The sequence below is a fragment of the Vibrio sp. VPAP30 genome (assembly GCF_001188205.1).
Taxonomy (GTDB): domain Bacteria; phylum Pseudomonadota; class Gammaproteobacteria; order Enterobacterales; family Vibrionaceae; genus Vibrio; species Vibrio bivalvicida.
The window spans coordinates 45,847-61,068 of record NZ_LBLS01000028.1; the positions used below are offsets into that span (position 1 = coordinate 45,847).

14 protein-coding genes are annotated in these 15,222 nt (G+C 43.3%); 10 read left to right on the forward strand and 4 right to left on the reverse strand.

The genetic code is table 11. The annotated features are described in order from the left end of the window. Positions 1 to 109 precede the first annotated feature (109 nt). From ZX61_RS12510 to ZX61_RS12525, 4 genes are all read left to right on the forward strand, one after another. A complete protein-coding gene (locus ZX61_RS12510) occupies positions 110 to 2,575 on the forward strand; it encodes a bifunctional diguanylate cyclase/phosphodiesterase (protein ID WP_049844968.1) in 2,466 nt (821 codons plus the stop codon). 53 nt (positions 2,576 to 2,628) lie between these two features. Continuing rightward, positions 2,629 to 5,103 carry an EAL domain-containing protein gene (locus tag ZX61_RS12515; RefSeq protein WP_049844969.1) on the forward strand — a complete coding sequence of 825 codons (2,475 nt, stop codon included), beginning with the start codon at positions 2,629 to 2,631 and terminating at the stop codon, positions 5,101 to 5,103. A 54-nt stretch (positions 5,104 to 5,157) separates the two neighbouring features. Further along, positions 5,158 to 5,838 (forward strand): hypothetical protein, encoded by a 681-nt coding sequence (locus ZX61_RS12520; protein ID WP_049844970.1) that lies wholly within the window; start codon positions 5,158 to 5,160, stop codon positions 5,836 to 5,838. Between the two features lie 87 nt (positions 5,839 to 5,925). After that, positions 5,926 to 6,126, forward strand: coding sequence for a DUF4250 domain-containing protein (locus ZX61_RS12525; protein ID WP_049844971.1), 201 nt, complete (start codon positions 5,926 to 5,928; stop codon positions 6,124 to 6,126). Positions 6,127 to 6,172: 46 nt separating this feature from the next. On the opposite strand, the gene metR is transcribed toward ZX61_RS12525, so the two are convergent. After that, entirely contained in the window at positions 6,173 to 7,084 is a 912-nt protein-coding gene (gene metR / locus ZX61_RS12530) for an HTH-type transcriptional regulator MetR (RefSeq protein WP_049844972.1), read from the reverse strand. Positions 7,085 to 7,363: 279 nt separating this feature from the next. Here metR and metE point away from each other — a divergent pair, with 279 nt between their 5' ends. Next, positions 7,364 to 9,649: a 5-methyltetrahydropteroyltriglutamate--homocysteine S-methyltransferase gene (metE, locus tag ZX61_RS12535; protein WP_049844973.1), complete on the forward strand. Its 2,286-nt coding sequence runs from the start codon at positions 7,364 to 7,366 to the stop codon at positions 9,647 to 9,649. 69 nt (positions 9,650 to 9,718) lie between these two features. Here the strand turns inward: metE and ZX61_RS12540 are convergent, their stop codons facing one another. After that, a complete protein-coding gene (locus tag ZX61_RS12540) occupies positions 9,719 to 10,141 on the reverse strand; it encodes an organic hydroperoxide resistance protein (protein ID WP_049844974.1) in 423 nt (140 codons plus the stop codon). A gap of 111 nt (positions 10,142 to 10,252) precedes the next feature. Here ZX61_RS12540 and ZX61_RS12545 point away from each other — a divergent pair, with 111 nt between their 5' ends. Next, a complete protein-coding gene (locus tag ZX61_RS12545; protein ID WP_049844975.1) occupies positions 10,253 to 10,711 on the forward strand; it encodes a MarR family winged helix-turn-helix transcriptional regulator in 459 nt (152 codons plus the stop codon). Between the two features lie 44 nt (positions 10,712 to 10,755). Continuing rightward, positions 10,756 to 11,307 carry a GNAT family N-acetyltransferase gene (locus ZX61_RS12550; protein ID WP_049844976.1) on the forward strand — a complete coding sequence of 184 codons (552 nt, stop codon included), beginning with the start codon at positions 10,756 to 10,758 and terminating at the stop codon, positions 11,305 to 11,307. An 11-nt stretch (positions 11,308 to 11,318) separates the two neighbouring features. On the opposite strand, the gene ZX61_RS12555 is transcribed toward ZX61_RS12550, so the two are convergent. Continuing rightward, a complete protein-coding gene (locus ZX61_RS12555) occupies positions 11,319 to 12,005 on the reverse strand; it encodes a DNA-3-methyladenine glycosylase I (RefSeq protein WP_049845121.1) in 687 nt (228 codons plus the stop codon). Between the two features lie 97 nt (positions 12,006 to 12,102). Continuing rightward, on the reverse strand, positions 12,103 to 12,969 hold the full coding sequence (locus tag ZX61_RS12560; protein WP_049844977.1) for a LysR substrate-binding domain-containing protein: 867 nt from the start codon (positions 12,967 to 12,969) through the stop codon (positions 12,103 to 12,105). Between the two features lie 105 nt (positions 12,970 to 13,074). Here ZX61_RS12560 and ZX61_RS12565 point away from each other — a divergent pair, with 105 nt between their 5' ends. From ZX61_RS12565 to ZX61_RS12575, 3 genes are all read left to right on the forward strand, one after another. Continuing rightward, the gene (locus ZX61_RS12565) at positions 13,075 to 13,371 is read left to right on the forward strand and encodes a putative quinol monooxygenase (RefSeq protein WP_049844978.1); all 297 of its coding nucleotides are present in this window, start codon (positions 13,075 to 13,077) and stop codon (positions 13,369 to 13,371) included. Then, the gene (locus ZX61_RS12570) at positions 13,371 to 14,351 is read left to right on the forward strand and encodes a Gfo/Idh/MocA family protein (RefSeq protein WP_049844979.1); all 981 of its coding nucleotides are present in this window, start codon (positions 13,371 to 13,373) and stop codon (positions 14,349 to 14,351) included. Before ZX61_RS12565 ends, ZX61_RS12570 begins: the two co-directional genes overlap by 1 nt. Positions 14,352 to 14,593: 242 nt before the next feature. Further along, positions 14,594 to 15,217 (forward strand): substrate-binding periplasmic protein, encoded by a 624-nt coding sequence (locus ZX61_RS12575; RefSeq protein WP_082173478.1) that lies wholly within the window; start codon positions 14,594 to 14,596, stop codon positions 15,215 to 15,217. The last annotated feature ends 5 nt before the right edge of the window (positions 15,218 to 15,222 follow it).

A 15,222-nucleotide genomic window follows, 5' to 3' on the forward strand; every position in this document is an offset into this window, starting at 1 on the left:
TTCAGTGATTGGAAAGATAGGCAGTACTAAAGTGTTAAGCAAATAACGATCATATACCTCTCAATGACCTATAATATGCATATTATTGTTATGGCGTTGGTTGGCTATCATGGCGACAGTAATTGAAGCTCGGCTTGAAGAGAAAAAAAGTAATGCGCGTAAAACCAAATACGCTACTTATGACTGGTATTTGAACCTAAAAACGCAAGTACTGGAGTTTGATGATGAGGCGAAAGCGGTGCTGCTGGGGGATTCGTCTAAGCAGCTTAGTGCGAGATCGTTGTTTGAGTTACTCCCTCAGTCCCAGAGACCTGTGGTCAAAGAAGCCTTTCAGTCGGCTCTTAGCTCCGGTCTGCGTACGTATACACATTGCTGTTTAATGAACGATAGAAATTTGTTCGCTTATGCTGAAATAGTGATTGACCGCGTGAGTGCCCATGAGCTGAAAGGAACGCTGTCTCCTTGCTTAAATATCTCCTCTAAGCATGAGGCGGCAGAAATTTTTTATTCAGTATTTGAAAACGCCCACCATGGTGTAGTTGTTACAGACTCTGAGACTCGAATTTTAGCATGTAATCGTCATTTTGAATCACTGACGGGTTACCTAAGAAATGAAATTGTTGGCCTAAAAACAAAGCTTTTCAATGCAGGCAAACATTCACAAGCCTATTACCAACAACTATGGGAACAAGTTCAGTCAAGCGGTCATTGGAGCGGAACGATATTATCGCGGCGTGCCGATGGCTCGATATTTCCTCAGGAATTAACTATTCACAAAGTGAAACCGGGTAATGGTGAGTCGTATTTTGTCGGTTTTTCATCAGATTTGTCTGGTCAGTTGGATAGGATAGAAGACATTGAGTCTGGTGGAATTGACCTGTTAACCCAACTTCCAAGCAAAGATACGTTTCTCGCCCAGTCATCACAAGTTTGTCAGTATTTGGAAACAGGACAGGGGGTGGTTGTTTTAGCCATACAACCCACTTTCATGCAAGACTCTGCTCAAGAGACAAAGCGCCAATTTGCTAGCTATCTGAAAGATAACACCAAAGTGCTCTCCTGTGGGTATATTGGACATGATTGTTTTGTCGTGACCTTAGCTTACAGTTTTCAGCAACCAACCCAAGTGGTATCTGGTATTGGTCGTTCAATTAAAAAGCTATTTCATAGCTTTAAGCATGCACCATTGCAAGTCGCCACAGCCTTGAAAGAGGGGATTACCGGTGTATCGGTATTTGATGTCGATGCGAAAACTCCTAACGGAATGGTTTCTCATGCTTACCAAGCGTTACTTGAGCTTCATTCAGGGCAAGCTCGACGGATCAACTTTTATGACCGTAATATCCACAATCAAATTGAAAGGAAAAAAGCCTTAGAAGAGTTCGTCACAAGGACCATTGAAAAGAAAGCGGTAGAAGTCTATTTTCAACCGATTGTCGATATCACTACAAACCAAATAGATAAATTCGAAGCTCTTTGTCGTTTCCCCGTGGAAGGCGGGCTTGAGGCGACAACCCAAGAGTTAATTAGTATTGTAGAAGAACTAGATAAAGTGGTTCAGCTTGATGATGCTGTACTCTCTATTGCCGTTGAGCAGTTGCCAGAGCTACAAAAGTTATTTGGTTCACAGGTTAAGCTTTCTTTAAATCGGTCTTTAAGAACATCAACGGGCTTGAATGAAATCTTAGAGCGAACAGCGATGTTGCTCGATATAGCAAAAGTTGACCCCGAGTCGATAACCCTAGAATTCACAGAGAGTGCCTATTTTGAAAGTGATGAACAAAATAAACAAGTGCTGTCTTTTTTGCGAGATGCGGGTGTTTCGATTGCAGTGGATGATTTTGGTACGGGAAGTGCGTCATTCCGTTATCTTAAGGAGTGCTATTTCGACATCCTAAAAATCGATCGGGCTTTTATTCATAATATTACATTTCAGTCCCGCCAGTACTATATTGTGCAGTCTCTCATTCAGCTGGCCAAGCAGTTAGAATTGAAAGTCATTGCAGAGGGGGTAGAAACAGATCAAGAGATGAAAATTCTGCGCGCCTTAGGTACTGATTATATTCAGGGCTACTACTTTTCAAAACCCTTGCCTCTGGCAGAGCTAAGAGAGGTAAAAGATTTCTGTCAATTGCCAGTAACGCATTCCGATGTTGACGCTGACACGCTTTTTCATCTTGTCGAGCACGGACACCATGTCGATGCAGGAGATTGCCTCTCTCTTGTTTATCAATACTTTGCCGATGGATTTAATGACTACTTACCTGTGGTGGAAGATAAGATTTGTGTTGGTTACATAGACAGAGTCAATATGAATCTTCATTTAACACCTAACATGGGGACAGATCGGGAATCAAACAAAGAGCAAGCTTATTGGAACAAGCCAGCGAATAGAATTATGGTACCTGTTCAAACCACTTTATTGTGGGATACTCCGCAATCAAAAATAGGGCAACTGATTAAGAAAAATACCGCTTTCCCGTGGGTACTTATTGATGACCAAGGTTTGTTCAAAGGTATTATTAGCTCGAAGACTGTACTTGAATATCTTGCTAATAATAATAATGTCACTTAGGGAAACTTGTTCTAACTTTAATACTAGGGCTAGCTAAACTAAAGGATGACCCTATGTATCGGGAGTTAGGCTCCACTGCTCTGTCGTCAGCGAAAAATGACCAAAGTGTTGCCAAGTCTTTAGATTGGGTATGGGACTTAGAGCATCATCAACTCACTATTGATGAAGAGTGCTGTCGCCAGATATTGAATTCTGATCTTCCTTCGCTAACAGGCAATGTATTGCTGCCATGCATGAGCTATCACGATCAAACCGAGCTATTAAACCTCCTTGCCGAATCAAGTAAGTATCATTCTAGTCAGCGGTTTTGTTGTTGTTTACAGCTTAGTGATGACCAATGTTGTTATGTAGAATTACTTTTTAAAGGTGAAGACCGTTATACCGTTAAGGGGAGTGTGACACCTTTGCTGTTTGTCCACGCGACCACGTCAACACTCAGTGCCTTGTTCGAGCAGCTTTTCAACAATCCTCATCATGGGGTCGTTCTCGCAGATAGCTCGCGCACGATTATCGCGTGCAATGATTACTTTCTAAAGCATACCCATTACACCAATCAACAATTGGTGAGTCAACCGATGGATAAGCTCAACTCTGATAAACATAGTTCTGGATTCTATCAAAAAATATGGCAACAAATTGACGAAGAAGGGAGTTGGTCTGGTGTGGTTTTAATTCAAAGCTCATTAGGTAAAACCTATCCGCAGGATTTGACTCTTCAACAGATCAATTTAGTCGAAGGCACCTTTTATGTTGGTGTTTATTTAGATTTATCCAACAATCTTTACCGAATCGCTGATGTGGAGCGGGGAGGGATAGAACTACTGACTCAACTGCCAACAGAGAAACAGTTTACGCGCTCCATTACAAACCAATGGATGGATGCTGCCGAGCCTAATATTAGTATGGTCGTTGCGTTCCATCCAAGTTTTGCACAAGTGGACGACTTTGAGCTTAAATCTATGCTTTCGGAGCATTTGAATAAGAATAAAGTCGTTAAGTATGTTGGCTATTTGGGCAGCAATCATTTTGTCGCCTGTTTGGAGTGTGAAAAGATTGCTGGACCTTCTCAGATAAGATTGATCCACCAAACCATTCGACGCTTTTTTGCCACGTTAAACCAGTCTGCAGGTAAAACTATCCACAATGCAATCATTAGTGGTCGTGTAGGGGTGTCGGTACTTGGGCATGATACACATAGTCCTAAGAAGCTTGTTTCTCATGCTGTTCAAGCCATGTTAGAGCAATCAAGTGCCCAAAGAGGGCAAATCACCTTTTACCACGGAGCATTACACAAAGAGGTGCTAAGACGTAAAGAACTGGAAGAGTGGGCAGAGAAACTGATTAAATCTCAAGAGGTTGAAGTTTATTATCAACCAATTGTTGATGTAAAAAACTGGGATATTGTTAAATTTGAAGCACTGAGTCGCTTTAAAGGCCCTAACGGTAAATTCCTAAACACTCAAGAGATGGTTATGATTGCTGAAGACCTAGATTTGGTGTCTGATCTTGATTGGTGTGTGGGTAAAAAAGCGCTGCAAGATCTCAACAAAATACAAGCTAGGTTCGGCAATGGTTTAGGTGTGACGATCAATCGGTCATTAAATACCAAACTCGAAGTTGATGAGGTGTTACAAAGTGCTGACTCCTTGGTCCATCAATATGCCTCTAGCCCAGATACCGTCACAATTGAACTTACCGAAAGTGCTTACTTTGACAGTGAATCTCGTCAATCGAGTTTAATCCGAAATATTCGGCGCAGAGGTGTGAGTGTCGCCATTGATGACTTTGGAACAGGTTATAGCTCATTTGCATACCTGAGCGATTGTAACTTTGACGTTTTAAAAATTGACCGAGAGTTTGTAAAAGACCTCAAAGAGGGTTCACACAAATATTATATTGTCAAAATGATCACCCAGCTTGCGCATACCTTAAATGTTAAAGTGGTCGCGGAAGGGGTGGAAACCCGCAACGAGTTAGAGGTGATATGCAGTCTAGGTGTGGACTTTATTCAAGGGTATTTTTTCTCTAAACCTTTGCCATTAGAAGAGCTGGAAAATGCTTGGGGATACTATGAGAAACTTGATAGTTTTTTATCGAGCGCTGGGCATGCGAGACAAGTTGGAATACTCAGTATTACTCAAGTACATATTCCAACGTTGGCACCGGACGATACCATAGAAAAAGCGCGCGCACTTTTTGATTCCGGCCAATATCGACTTGATGTTATTCCGATTGTAGATCGAAAAGAATGTGTGGGTATCGTTGGCCGAGAAGAGTTGAATTATCACCTTTCTCCTACCTTAGGCACTAAACTAGAAACCATTAAAGACTTATCAATTACTAAAAAACGACTTAACCAAGTGATGCGTACCAATGTGTATACGGCTTCGTTCCATACCAAAATTTCAAAAATCAACGAAATTATCAAAGCGGGCATCAAACCGCCTTGGCTAGTTGTTAACGATTCAGGAGAGTATTTAGGCATTGTGACCAATCAGGATATTTTAGAACATTTCGCCAATGGCTAAAATTGCCCAATCTGCTATTATCCGCAGCCAACAATTTCATAAATCGATGACGTTATGGTTCAGCAATTACTCGCCGTTTTCGCGCCTATGTTACTTGGTGCGCTGTTTATTCTTACCCTTATTTTAGTCAAAGGTGATATATGCCCTGGTCAAAGAGGGCGCATCCATAAAGTGCTTCCTTCTTTAGCGCTCTTATGGCTGGCGGTTGCGTCACTACGCATTGAAGCTATGATGATCGTATTTGCCATAGCTTACTTTTACACTCAAGTACAAACAAAAAAGACTCGCGACCAAGGTCCAATATGGGTGATGTATCTAGCTAATGGTTTGGCACTTGCTTATGTTGGAATCGAAGTAAGTTTACAAGCGTCGGTTGCTGCTAGCTTAAGTATAATTGTTCAAACTTTCTTACTGGGAGGATTGTTGGCTCACTTACTTCTTACTGTTGCTCGCACTCGATTGCAGGCATTTCACCGAATTCTACCGGTTTCAGGTGTTGTCTCTGCGATGTTGATGAGTCTCGCTATATTGCTTAAAGCTTATGGCCTAGATAACGAAATCTTGATCGCAGTGACACAGTCGCTCTTGGTTGGTGTCGCGTTGATGATTAGCGCTGTATTGGTTTGGTGCTGGCATATGCTGGCAACGAAAGAAATTAATAAAATGCAGTTGGGGATTGCGTTGGCGTTTATGCTAATTGCGAGCACATCCAATCAGGCACTATTTGCTCTTTAAATCTGAATAAAGATTAGATCTGGCTCACTTTCAAAGCGCTTATTTATAGCTACTCTTTTAAGAGCAGTATCATAAAAGGAGGTGTCAATGGATCTCAGTAATGCAGCGAGCTTTGACAGCATTATCTTATTAGGAATAGTGAATGAAAAGCTACGTTTGGAGTGTGACTCTTTTGAAGAGTTAGTTTCTATGTATGAAATGGATGTTGAAGCGGTGACTGGTAAGCTCGACATACTTGGCTATCAATACGACCCTTTAACTAACCAGTTCAAATCATATGACCGATAAACTAAAAGAGGCGTCCAGCCTCTTTTAGTTCACTATGGCTTGCCAATCACACTGTTTTAATTCCATCCAAGTGGCTTTGAGACTGAGTTCTAGCCGTATTAAAAAAAGCTTGTAGATAGCGTTTGTTCTTATCAGCGTTGCGTGTCGCTGCAAATAAACGTCGCCATAGCCCATTGCCTAGTGGAATACTAGAAATAAGCCCTTGTCTTGAAAATTCGCTAATTGCCCAATTAGGTAACGCGGCAACGCCAAGTCCGGCAGAAACCATCTGAATCAACATCAAAGTATTATCCGCCTGTTTCCACCTTGCTGGTTCAATTCCAGCAGGCTGTAAGAAGTGTTTAACTACATCCAAACGAGACTTTTGTACTGGGTAAGAGAGCATGGTTTGTTCAGCAAGATCTTCTGGTTCGATACACTTTTTTTCCGCCAAAGGATGAGAAATTGAAGTGACTAAACGCATCTCAAAATCAAACAAAGGCTCGTAGTGCACTTCCGAGCGCGGCTGAATATCTGAGGTGATGACCAAATCGAGTTCTCCCGCCATCAGGGCAGGCAAAGGTTCGAATCCAAACCCGGAAGAAAAGTCCAACGTTACGCTAGGCCAAGCCACCTGATACTCTTTAAGTGCAGGCATTAACCACTGGAAACATGAGTGGCATTCAATCGCCATGTGCAGTCGACCGTTCACATCCTCTTTCAAGCTCGCAATTTCATTTTCTGCTTTGGCAATTTTAGGCAACACATCATCAGCCAATTTTAGAAAGATCTCACCCTCGGAAGTGAACTTCACCGGGCGAGTTTTACGCAAAAATAGCTGTCCACCAATTCTTGCTTCCAGATCTTTGAGCTGGTGTGACAAGGCCGACTGGGTTAAATGCAGTGTGGTTGCGGTTGCGGTTAGCGAACCAGTATCACGCAAAGTGGTCAATGTTTTCAGATGCTTGAGCTCAATCATGAATTTCCCTCAGATGATGTGTGAACAGCATGAATATTTATAACCTACCTTGTTTTTATAGGGGTGTAAACATCTAGACGTCTATATCATTGGCTGAATATGTTGATGAAGTTGTTGGACCTTGTCTTAAAGACTATGAAATTTTCTAATAAACAAGTTAAGTATTTGGAGATTGTCCAAATTTGATTTTGGCGAGATAGTTTAGCCATCCGGACATCTTGAAGGTGTTCTGCACAGTATTAATAAATTGCAAAATTGAGAATCAGAAGGATCGGCAAGATGACAACGACAACGCATATATTAGGTTATCCTCGCATTGGTAAAAAACGTGAACTGAAATTTGCGCTTGAGAAATACTGGCGTGGCGAAATTGATCAAGCTGAGTTAAAAGCGGTAGGCGCTGAGTTACGTAACAAAAACTGGAATACGCAATCTGAAGCCGGGTTAGAGTTTGTGACTGCAGGTGATTTTGCTTGGTATGATCATGTTCTTACGACTACATTGCTACTAGGACACGTTCCAAAGCGACATCGTGATGGTTTCCCCGATCTAGATACTCTGTTCAAAGTCGGTCGTGGTCAATCTCAAGCGGGATGTGATTGTAGCGGCCATGCGGCCTCAGACATGACTAAGTGGTTTAACACCAACTACCACTATATAGTGCCGGAGTTCAGTCAGGACGATACGTTTGAAGTGAGCTGGCCTCAACTGTTTGAAGAGGTCAACGAAGCTGTGAAAGCTGGTCATAAAGTCAAGCCTGTATTACTTGGTCCTCTGAGCTATCTTTACCTTGGTAAGGAAGTAGAAGAGGGTTTTGATCGCCTGGCTTTGCTACCTCGTCTGTTAACCGCTTATCAGGCAATCTTAGCGAAGCTAGCGAAACAAGGCATTGAGTGGGTACAGATTGATGAACCGATCCTCTCTCTTGAGCTAAATAAGCCATGGCAAGACGCCTTTAAACTTGCGTATCAAGTGATTCGCAGTGATGTGAAGGTTCTGCTCACCACGTATTTTGATTCGGTTAGCGACACGCTTGATAAAGTTGTCGAGCTAGCAGTAGATGGCTTGCACATTGATTTGTCTGCAGCGCCTGAACAACTAGACGCTGTTGTCGAAAAACTACCTGAACATTGGGTGCTGTCTGCTGGTGTGGTTAATGGGCGCAACGTGTGGCGCGCTGACTTGAGCGCTCAACTGGCGTTACTGCAACCGCTTAAAGATAAGCTCGGTGACAAGCTATGGGTAGCGAGCTCGTGTTCACTTCTGCACAGTCCGGTGGATCTAGAATTAGAGCCTGCTCTGACGGAAGAAGTGCGCAGTTGGTTTGCTTTTGCTAAGCAGAAAGTAACGGAAGTGGCACTGCTGGGTAAGGCGCTAGATGGCAGCCAACAAGCTATTTTTGCTTGCGACACCTATAGCGCACCGATTCAAGCACGTAAAACCGCAACTCATGTCAATAAGCCACAAGTTCAAGCGCGTTTAAATAATATTACCAAGTCTTTGGCAGAGCGCAGTGCACCGTATGAAGAGCGTGCAGCTCACCAAAGTGAAGTATTGGGGCTGCCGCTGTTTCCGACTACGACCATTGGCTCTTTCCCGCAAACAAGCGAGATTCGAGTTCAGCGCAGTGCCTATCGCAAAGGTAAATTGTCGCAAACGGAATACGATTTAGCGTTAAAAGACCATATCGCTGATGCGGTTAAACGCCAAGAAGCGTTGGATCTGGATGTCTTGGTTCACGGTGAAGCTGAACGCAACGATATGGTGGAATACTTTGCAGAAAACTTAGCGGGCTTCCAAACTACTATATTTGGTTGGGTACAGAGCTACGGATCTCGCTGCGTTAAGCCTGCCATTGTGGTTGCAGATATTGAACGTGAAAAGCCGATGACAGTGGAATGGTCTATCTATGCTCAGTCTTTAACTGCGAAACAGATGAAGGGCATGCTAACGGGGCCAGTAACGATTCTTTGTTGGACATTCCCACGTGAGGACATCACTCGCAAGCAAATCGCTGATCAACTTGCGCTAGCACTGCGTGATGAAGTGTCAGACTTACAAGGTGCGGGCATTAATATCATCCAAATTGATGAGCCAGCGATTCGTGAAGGTTTGCCACTTAAGAAGCGCGATCATAAAGAGTACTTAGAATGGGCAGTGGACGCGTTTAAGATTTCAGCGGCAAGTGCTAAACCAGAAACTCAAATCCACACTCACATGTGTTACTCAGAGTTTAATGAGATCATTGAATCTGTCGCCGCGCTAGATGCAGACGTGATTACAATAGAAACATCGCGTTCAAACATGGAACTGCTTAAGGCATTTGAAGACTTCAACTATCCAAATGAGATTGGCCCAGGTGTCTATGACATTCACTCACCAAACATTCCAACTAAAGAATGGATCGAAGGCCTACTCAACAAAGCGGCAGAGAAGATTCCGGCGCAGCGGTTATGGGTGAACCCAGATTGTGGACTGAAAACACGTAACTGGGCAGAAACAGAAGCGTCACTGGCCAATATGGTGTTAGCGGCTAAAGAACTTCGCAAAAGCTACAAAGCGTAATTTTGAGCTTTAAAGCAACAAATGCCGACCTCAGGGGTCGGCACTCTCTGTTTACACAATCAACACCAATTAGATTGCTTGGCCATTTACCGTGACTTCTACGTCGATATTCCCGCGTACAGCGTTTGAGTAAGGGCACACTTGATGCGCAACGCGAACCAGTTCGAGCGCTTGTTCTTGAGGTAGATCTATTGAGGCTGCAAGGCTTACCGTTAGCGCAAACCCTCCTTGTTCGTTCGGACCAATCCCAACTTCTGCTGTCACTGGTGCTTCTTTTAGAGCCATTTTACCTTCGCGGGCAACATGCAAAATAGCATTTGAGAAGCAGGCTGAATAACCTGCGGCAAACAGTTGCTCTGGATTGGCAGCAGCGCCGGTGCCGCCCATTTCTTTTGGATAAGCGAGCTCTAGTTCAAGCAAGCCATCATCTGTTTTAACCAAGCCGTTTCTGCCCGCCAGTGCTGTTGCTTTAGTTTTGTATAGTGTCGTCATGTTTGCATCCTTATTTTAAGTTGCGTGCAATTCAATTGCTTGCAATATTAGATCGAAACAAAGCTGGAATGCAAGTATATTGTGCGCAATTTAATTTGAAAGGGTAGTGGAATGAGTTACTGCGATAGTGAGAAACAGCTAACTGAAGAAGAAAGCTTATTGTTAGAGAATCAGGTTTGTTTTCCTCTCTACAGCGCTTCCAATGCGGTGATTCGAACCTATCGCCCGTTATTGGATGCCCTAGACCTCACTTATTCCCAGTATCTTGTCATGATGGTGCTGTGGGAAAGTGATGGGATTAGTGTCAAGGATATTGGTGCAAGATTGCATCTCGATTCTGGTACATTAACCCCGTTATTGAAGCGGCTTGAAGCTAAAGGCTTTGTTCTAAGAGGAAGAAGTGAACTAGATGAAAGAGTTAGGGTGTTAAAACTTAGCGAAGAAGGTAGGAGACTCAAAGAAAGAGCCGTTGCGATTCCCGCAGAGATGAAATGTAAGATTCAGCTCGACCTAGATGAATTAATCCTACTGAAGACATTGTGTGAAAAAGTAATTGTTAAGCTTGAGTAATAACGGGCATTTTAACTGGCTTATCATTAGAAGAAGGAAAATAAATGCTAGAAACGAAAAGACTTCGGCTAAGACAGTGGCAAGATTCAGATATTGAACCCTATTGCCTGATCAATGCTAGCGAGCAGGTGATGCGCTATTTCCCATCCGTTATGACCAAAGAAGAGACCCTAGCTCAAGTAGGACGTGCACGTAGCTATATAGATAACAATGGCTATGGCTTTTGGGCGGTTGAGCTAAAAAGTACTCTAGAGTTTATTGGCTTTGTGGGTCTGCTTGCTCAAAGTGAAGAAAGTGGTTTACCTAACACGCCGTTTGTCGAAATTGGCTGGCGATTAGATTGCAAACACTGGGGTAAAGGCTATGCCCCTGAAGCGGCTCAAGCTGCCTTGGAGTTTGCTTTCACGGAATTGAAGCTAGAGCAGGTTTACTCCTTTACCGCTTTGCCAAACTTACCTTCACAAAGGGTGATGGAAAAAATTGGCATGAGCAACATAGACCAAGATTTTGACCACCCTAAACTACCGAAAGGTCACGAGTTAGAGCGCCACTGCTTATTTAAAATCACTCGCGAGCAGTGGCAATCAGCTCAATAAATGTTGAGGGCCTATACGCGGTTATCACCCGTACTAAAGGCGATAGTTTGGCTGATTTCTGTTAGTGAACGCCCGCTTTCTTGTTGCCAGTGAGCAAAAGCGCTGTTGGCTGCTGCAAGAGAGCGTTTGGTGTCTTTGCCCCCTTCAATGATTTTGTAGTTACGTAGATAGCTTTCAACATCACCTGAGAGGATAAAGGTATCGACTCCCATTTGGCGCAAACTGTATGGGCCTGTGTTGCCACCAAGACGGTTGCCATGCTTCTTGAGATAACTCCATAGCCCCGTAATGTCTTCACTTGGCCAGTTGGCGACCATGTTGGAAAATGAGCCATGTTGTAGGGAAGCTTCGTGTAGCATTTGAGCATTCGCTTGAATGGATTTCACTTTGGCATGATGGCGAATAATTCGAGTATCAGATGCTTTGTTATCCCACTGCTCTTCAGAAAGCATCAAGAGCGGCTCAATCTTAAAAGCAAAGAACACCTCTTCAAAGTTAGGCCATTTGTTTCTCACTACCTTCCAAGAAATGCCGCTTTGAAACACTTTCATACTGAATGCGGATAGCCAACGATCATTGGTAATCTGCATCAGTTGATCCAATGACAATGGCTTAGATAGTAATGACTCTAGGTTTGCTTCCCCACCTTTGCGCTCAGCTGCGCGTTGGTAAATATCGTCGAACTTTTCTAGTGCCACAATGAGGCTCTCCATAATGTCTTTAACCACTTTAGCAAACATACTAACTTTCTAGCTATTGTTTGTCTGTACTAAAAGGGGATTAGAGAGCGTATTTTCAAGGCCTTAAAGCGCTTAACAGATAGTCGGCAAAGGTTCGGTCTTTTAGCGATAACTGTTTGTCTTTATAAACAAGATGAATCGGTTTTGTTGGCAGAGGGAAGTTATCAAGCACTTGCTCAAGCGCGCCTGATTTAAGATCTTGCTCAAGCAAAATGCGAGGCTGCATAACAACCCCCACACCTTTCAAAGCGGCTTGACGAAGTACCTCTCCGTTGTTTGCCATCAACTTGATATGTTGGCGTGAATCCGACTTAGTACTTGGAGTATCTGAAATATCGTGATAGCGAAAACCAAGGCAAGAGTGGCGAGTCAGGTCTTCTGGCTGAATAATCTTGGCATGCCTAGCGAGGTAATCGGGTGAAGCGCAATAGATAAGATCATATTCTCCTAGGTATCTTGCCACCAAGTTGGAGTCTTTTAGCAGACCAATTCTAATAATAAAGTCAGCCTCACTTTTGTATGGGTCAACTACACCGTTGTCTAGCTCCAAATCAATACTGATATCAGGGTATTGAATGATGAAGTCAGACAAAATAGGTGCGAGAGCCTGAGTACCAAAGGTGACAGGTGCGTTGATTTTTACCGTGCCTTTAGGTTTGTTCTGCAAATCATAGATAAGGCTTTCAGTATTGCTGATATCTTCGAGAATTCTCTGGCACTCTTTAAGGTAAATTCTTCCAGAGTCTGTCAAGGTTTGCTTTCTTGTCGTGCGATGAATCAGCGGTGTGTTAAGTAAACTTTCAAGATGTTTTATGTGTCTGCCGACCATGGTTGAAGACATCGAAAAATAGTCCGCGGTAAGGCGAAAGTTGCCTTGTTCTGCGACATGACAAAAAACCTTCATACTGGTGAGCTTGTCCATTAAACACTCTGGGTTGTTAAACAAAAAACATTGTCCTAGTTTAACAATCTGAGCGCTGTAATAACATGATTTGCTTAACGTGAAGAAAATAAGGTTTACTGAATAATGGACTCAACAATTTTTGTCACTGCGGAGCTAAGAGTAAACACTGATGTAGACTTAGCCGTGGCAAGGAAAGCAATTGAACAGTTTTGCTCGGATATGGAGTCGGAGTCAGGCTGCCAACAGGCGACAGCAACGTTTGATGTTAACGACCCTCGACGCGTCATATTGTGGGAGCGATACGACGACCAGTTAGCGATTGAGGCACATTTTGCTATGCCTCATACACAAGCCTTTATCGCTCTAGGTATGACAGAACTGGTCAGTGCAACTAACAGTCACAGAGTGGGAGAAGCATAATGAAGTGGGGCATTCTAGGAACGAGCTTTATCTCTGATGTGATGGCAGCAGCGATTGCGGGGGACAGTGAAAGCGATCTTTATGCGGTTGCAGGCCGAAACCCACAGACGCTTGAAGAATTTGCCAGCAAGCACTCTGTTGCCAAGACGTACCTTTCAATGGATAAGTTGATAGAAGATAGTGACGTTGAGGTGGTTTACATTGCATTGCCGAACCATCTTCACCATGACTATGTCATCAAAGCAGCGCAGAAAGGCAAAGCGATACTGTGCGAGAAATCCCTCTCTATCGATATGGAAAAAACTCATGCCGCATTAGATGCGGTTCGTGAGCACGATGTGTTTTTTGCAGAAGGGTTAATGTATCTTAATCATCCGTTGATTCAATCGATTTTAGAAACACTAAAGCAGGGAACAATTGGGGAAGTGCGCAGCATCCAAGGCTCTTACATTGCTGCTATTAGTCAGTTTGTTAACCCTGAGAGTAAGGGCGCACTGTATAACTTGGGCTGTTATCCTGTGTCACTGATGCATCTTGTCCTGCAAAATCAATTTGGCGACAGTATCTTCGAAAATACAGAGGTTCAAGCCATTGGGCGCAAAGGGCAAGATGGTAACCTTTGCGAGTCTAGCGCCATCTTCAAGTTTGGTCAAAATGTGACAGCTCAAATGCACACAGCAGAAGATCACGGCTTAAAGCATGGATTCAAAATTCTTGGTTCAAAAGGCGCAATCAATCTTACGACCAACCCTTGGCTACCCACAGAAGAAAACCAATACAGTGTCGAAGTTTATGAAACCTCGCAGAAATCAGTTAAGGTACAAGCTAAAGGGGATGGGTTCTATTATCAGGTAAGAAACATTCGACAGGCCGTGAAGTTGGGCCGCAAGTCACTCGATAGACCAAGTGCTACGCCAGATGACTCTCTGCAGATCATGAAATTGCTAACCGACTGGGAACGAGCCGCTTCTACCTTCTAATTGCGCTAATAGCTTAAACCCAAAGCCAGAACATCATGTTCTGGCTTTTGCGTCTGCTAAGTAGACGTTAGAGTGAAAGTTGCTTTTGAGATCACAATGATAGATTGGTGTACGCTATAGGATGAGCCTATATTAAAGATATGGATTCTTAATAGCTTAGTTTGATGATTAGTAGGACTTTATACACTTGGATATTCGCTTGGCTGTGCTTTGGCAGTAGCTACGTACACGCACAGTATAAAATGCACTTCTTTTGTCCAGATTTTCCACCCTATACCACCGTTGACAGCACAGGCAGTCATAGCGGAATTGGGCTTGATAAAATGAAGTCGATACTGGACTCAGTCGGCATAGACTACACCATTGAAATTAACTCTAATCACGGGCGTGCATTGGCTGAGCTAAAAACTGGGCGCTCAGATGGCTTTTTTATGGCTTCTCAGAACGATGAGCGCGACAAATATGCGGTTTTCTCTGAGTCAGTAATGACCAATCGTTGGGTCTGGATTGTATTGACCAGTCATCACGGAGAGTTTTCTTCTTACCCCAAGTCAGGGTATACAGTCGCTAGCTTACTAAACACCAATACAAATCGTTGGCTGACGAAAACGGGTTTCAACTTAGCACATCCGGCCGAGAGTATTACATCGTTAATTAGTATGTTAGATAAGCAAGAAGTGAACGCCGTATTGGTGGCAGAAGAAGTCTACAATCACAGGTTTAAAAACAATACCAAATACAAAGTTATCTTACAGGAAGAGAAAGAGTTTGGTGTTTACATCTCCAAATCATTTCTTAACCGTCATCCACAGTTCATGGACAAACTCAACAGGGCAATACGAGCTAGTCAAACTAAGAGGCGATAGCGAGT

Coding starts and splice junctions, on each gene's coding strand:
- ZX61_RS12570 (WP_049844979.1), top strand. CDS start 13,371: ATGAAGTGGGGCATTCTAGGAACGAGCTTTATCTCTGATGTGATGGCA.
- metR (WP_049844972.1), bottom strand. CDS start 7,084: ATGATTGAGCTCAAGCATCTGAAAACATTGACCACTTTGCGTGATACT.
- ZX61_RS12510 (WP_049844968.1), top strand. CDS start 110: ATGGCGACAGTAATTGAAGCTCGGCTTGAAGAGAAAAAAAGTAATGCG.
- ZX61_RS12520 (WP_049844970.1), top strand. CDS start 5,158: ATGGTTCAGCAATTACTCGCCGTTTTCGCGCCTATGTTACTTGGTGCG.
- ZX61_RS12560 (WP_049844977.1), bottom strand. CDS start 12,969: ATGGACAAGCTCACCAGTATGAAGGTTTTTTGTCATGTCGCAGAACAA.
- ZX61_RS12525 (WP_049844971.1), top strand. CDS start 5,926: ATGGATCTCAGTAATGCAGCGAGCTTTGACAGCATTATCTTATTAGGA.
- metE (WP_049844973.1), top strand. CDS start 7,364: ATGACAACGACAACGCATATATTAGGTTATCCTCGCATTGGTAAAAAA.
- ZX61_RS12575 (WP_082173478.1), top strand. CDS start 14,594: ATGCACTTCTTTTGTCCAGATTTTCCACCCTATACCACCGTTGACAGC.
- ZX61_RS12540 (WP_049844974.1), bottom strand. CDS start 10,141: ATGACGACACTATACAAAACTAAAGCAACAGCACTGGCGGGCAGAAAC.
- ZX61_RS12565 (WP_049844978.1), top strand. CDS start 13,075: ATGGACTCAACAATTTTTGTCACTGCGGAGCTAAGAGTAAACACTGAT.
- ZX61_RS12550 (WP_049844976.1), top strand. CDS start 10,756: ATGCTAGAAACGAAAAGACTTCGGCTAAGACAGTGGCAAGATTCAGAT.
- ZX61_RS12515 (WP_049844969.1), top strand. CDS start 2,629: ATGTATCGGGAGTTAGGCTCCACTGCTCTGTCGTCAGCGAAAAATGAC.
- ZX61_RS12545 (WP_049844975.1), top strand. CDS start 10,253: ATGAGTTACTGCGATAGTGAGAAACAGCTAACTGAAGAAGAAAGCTTA.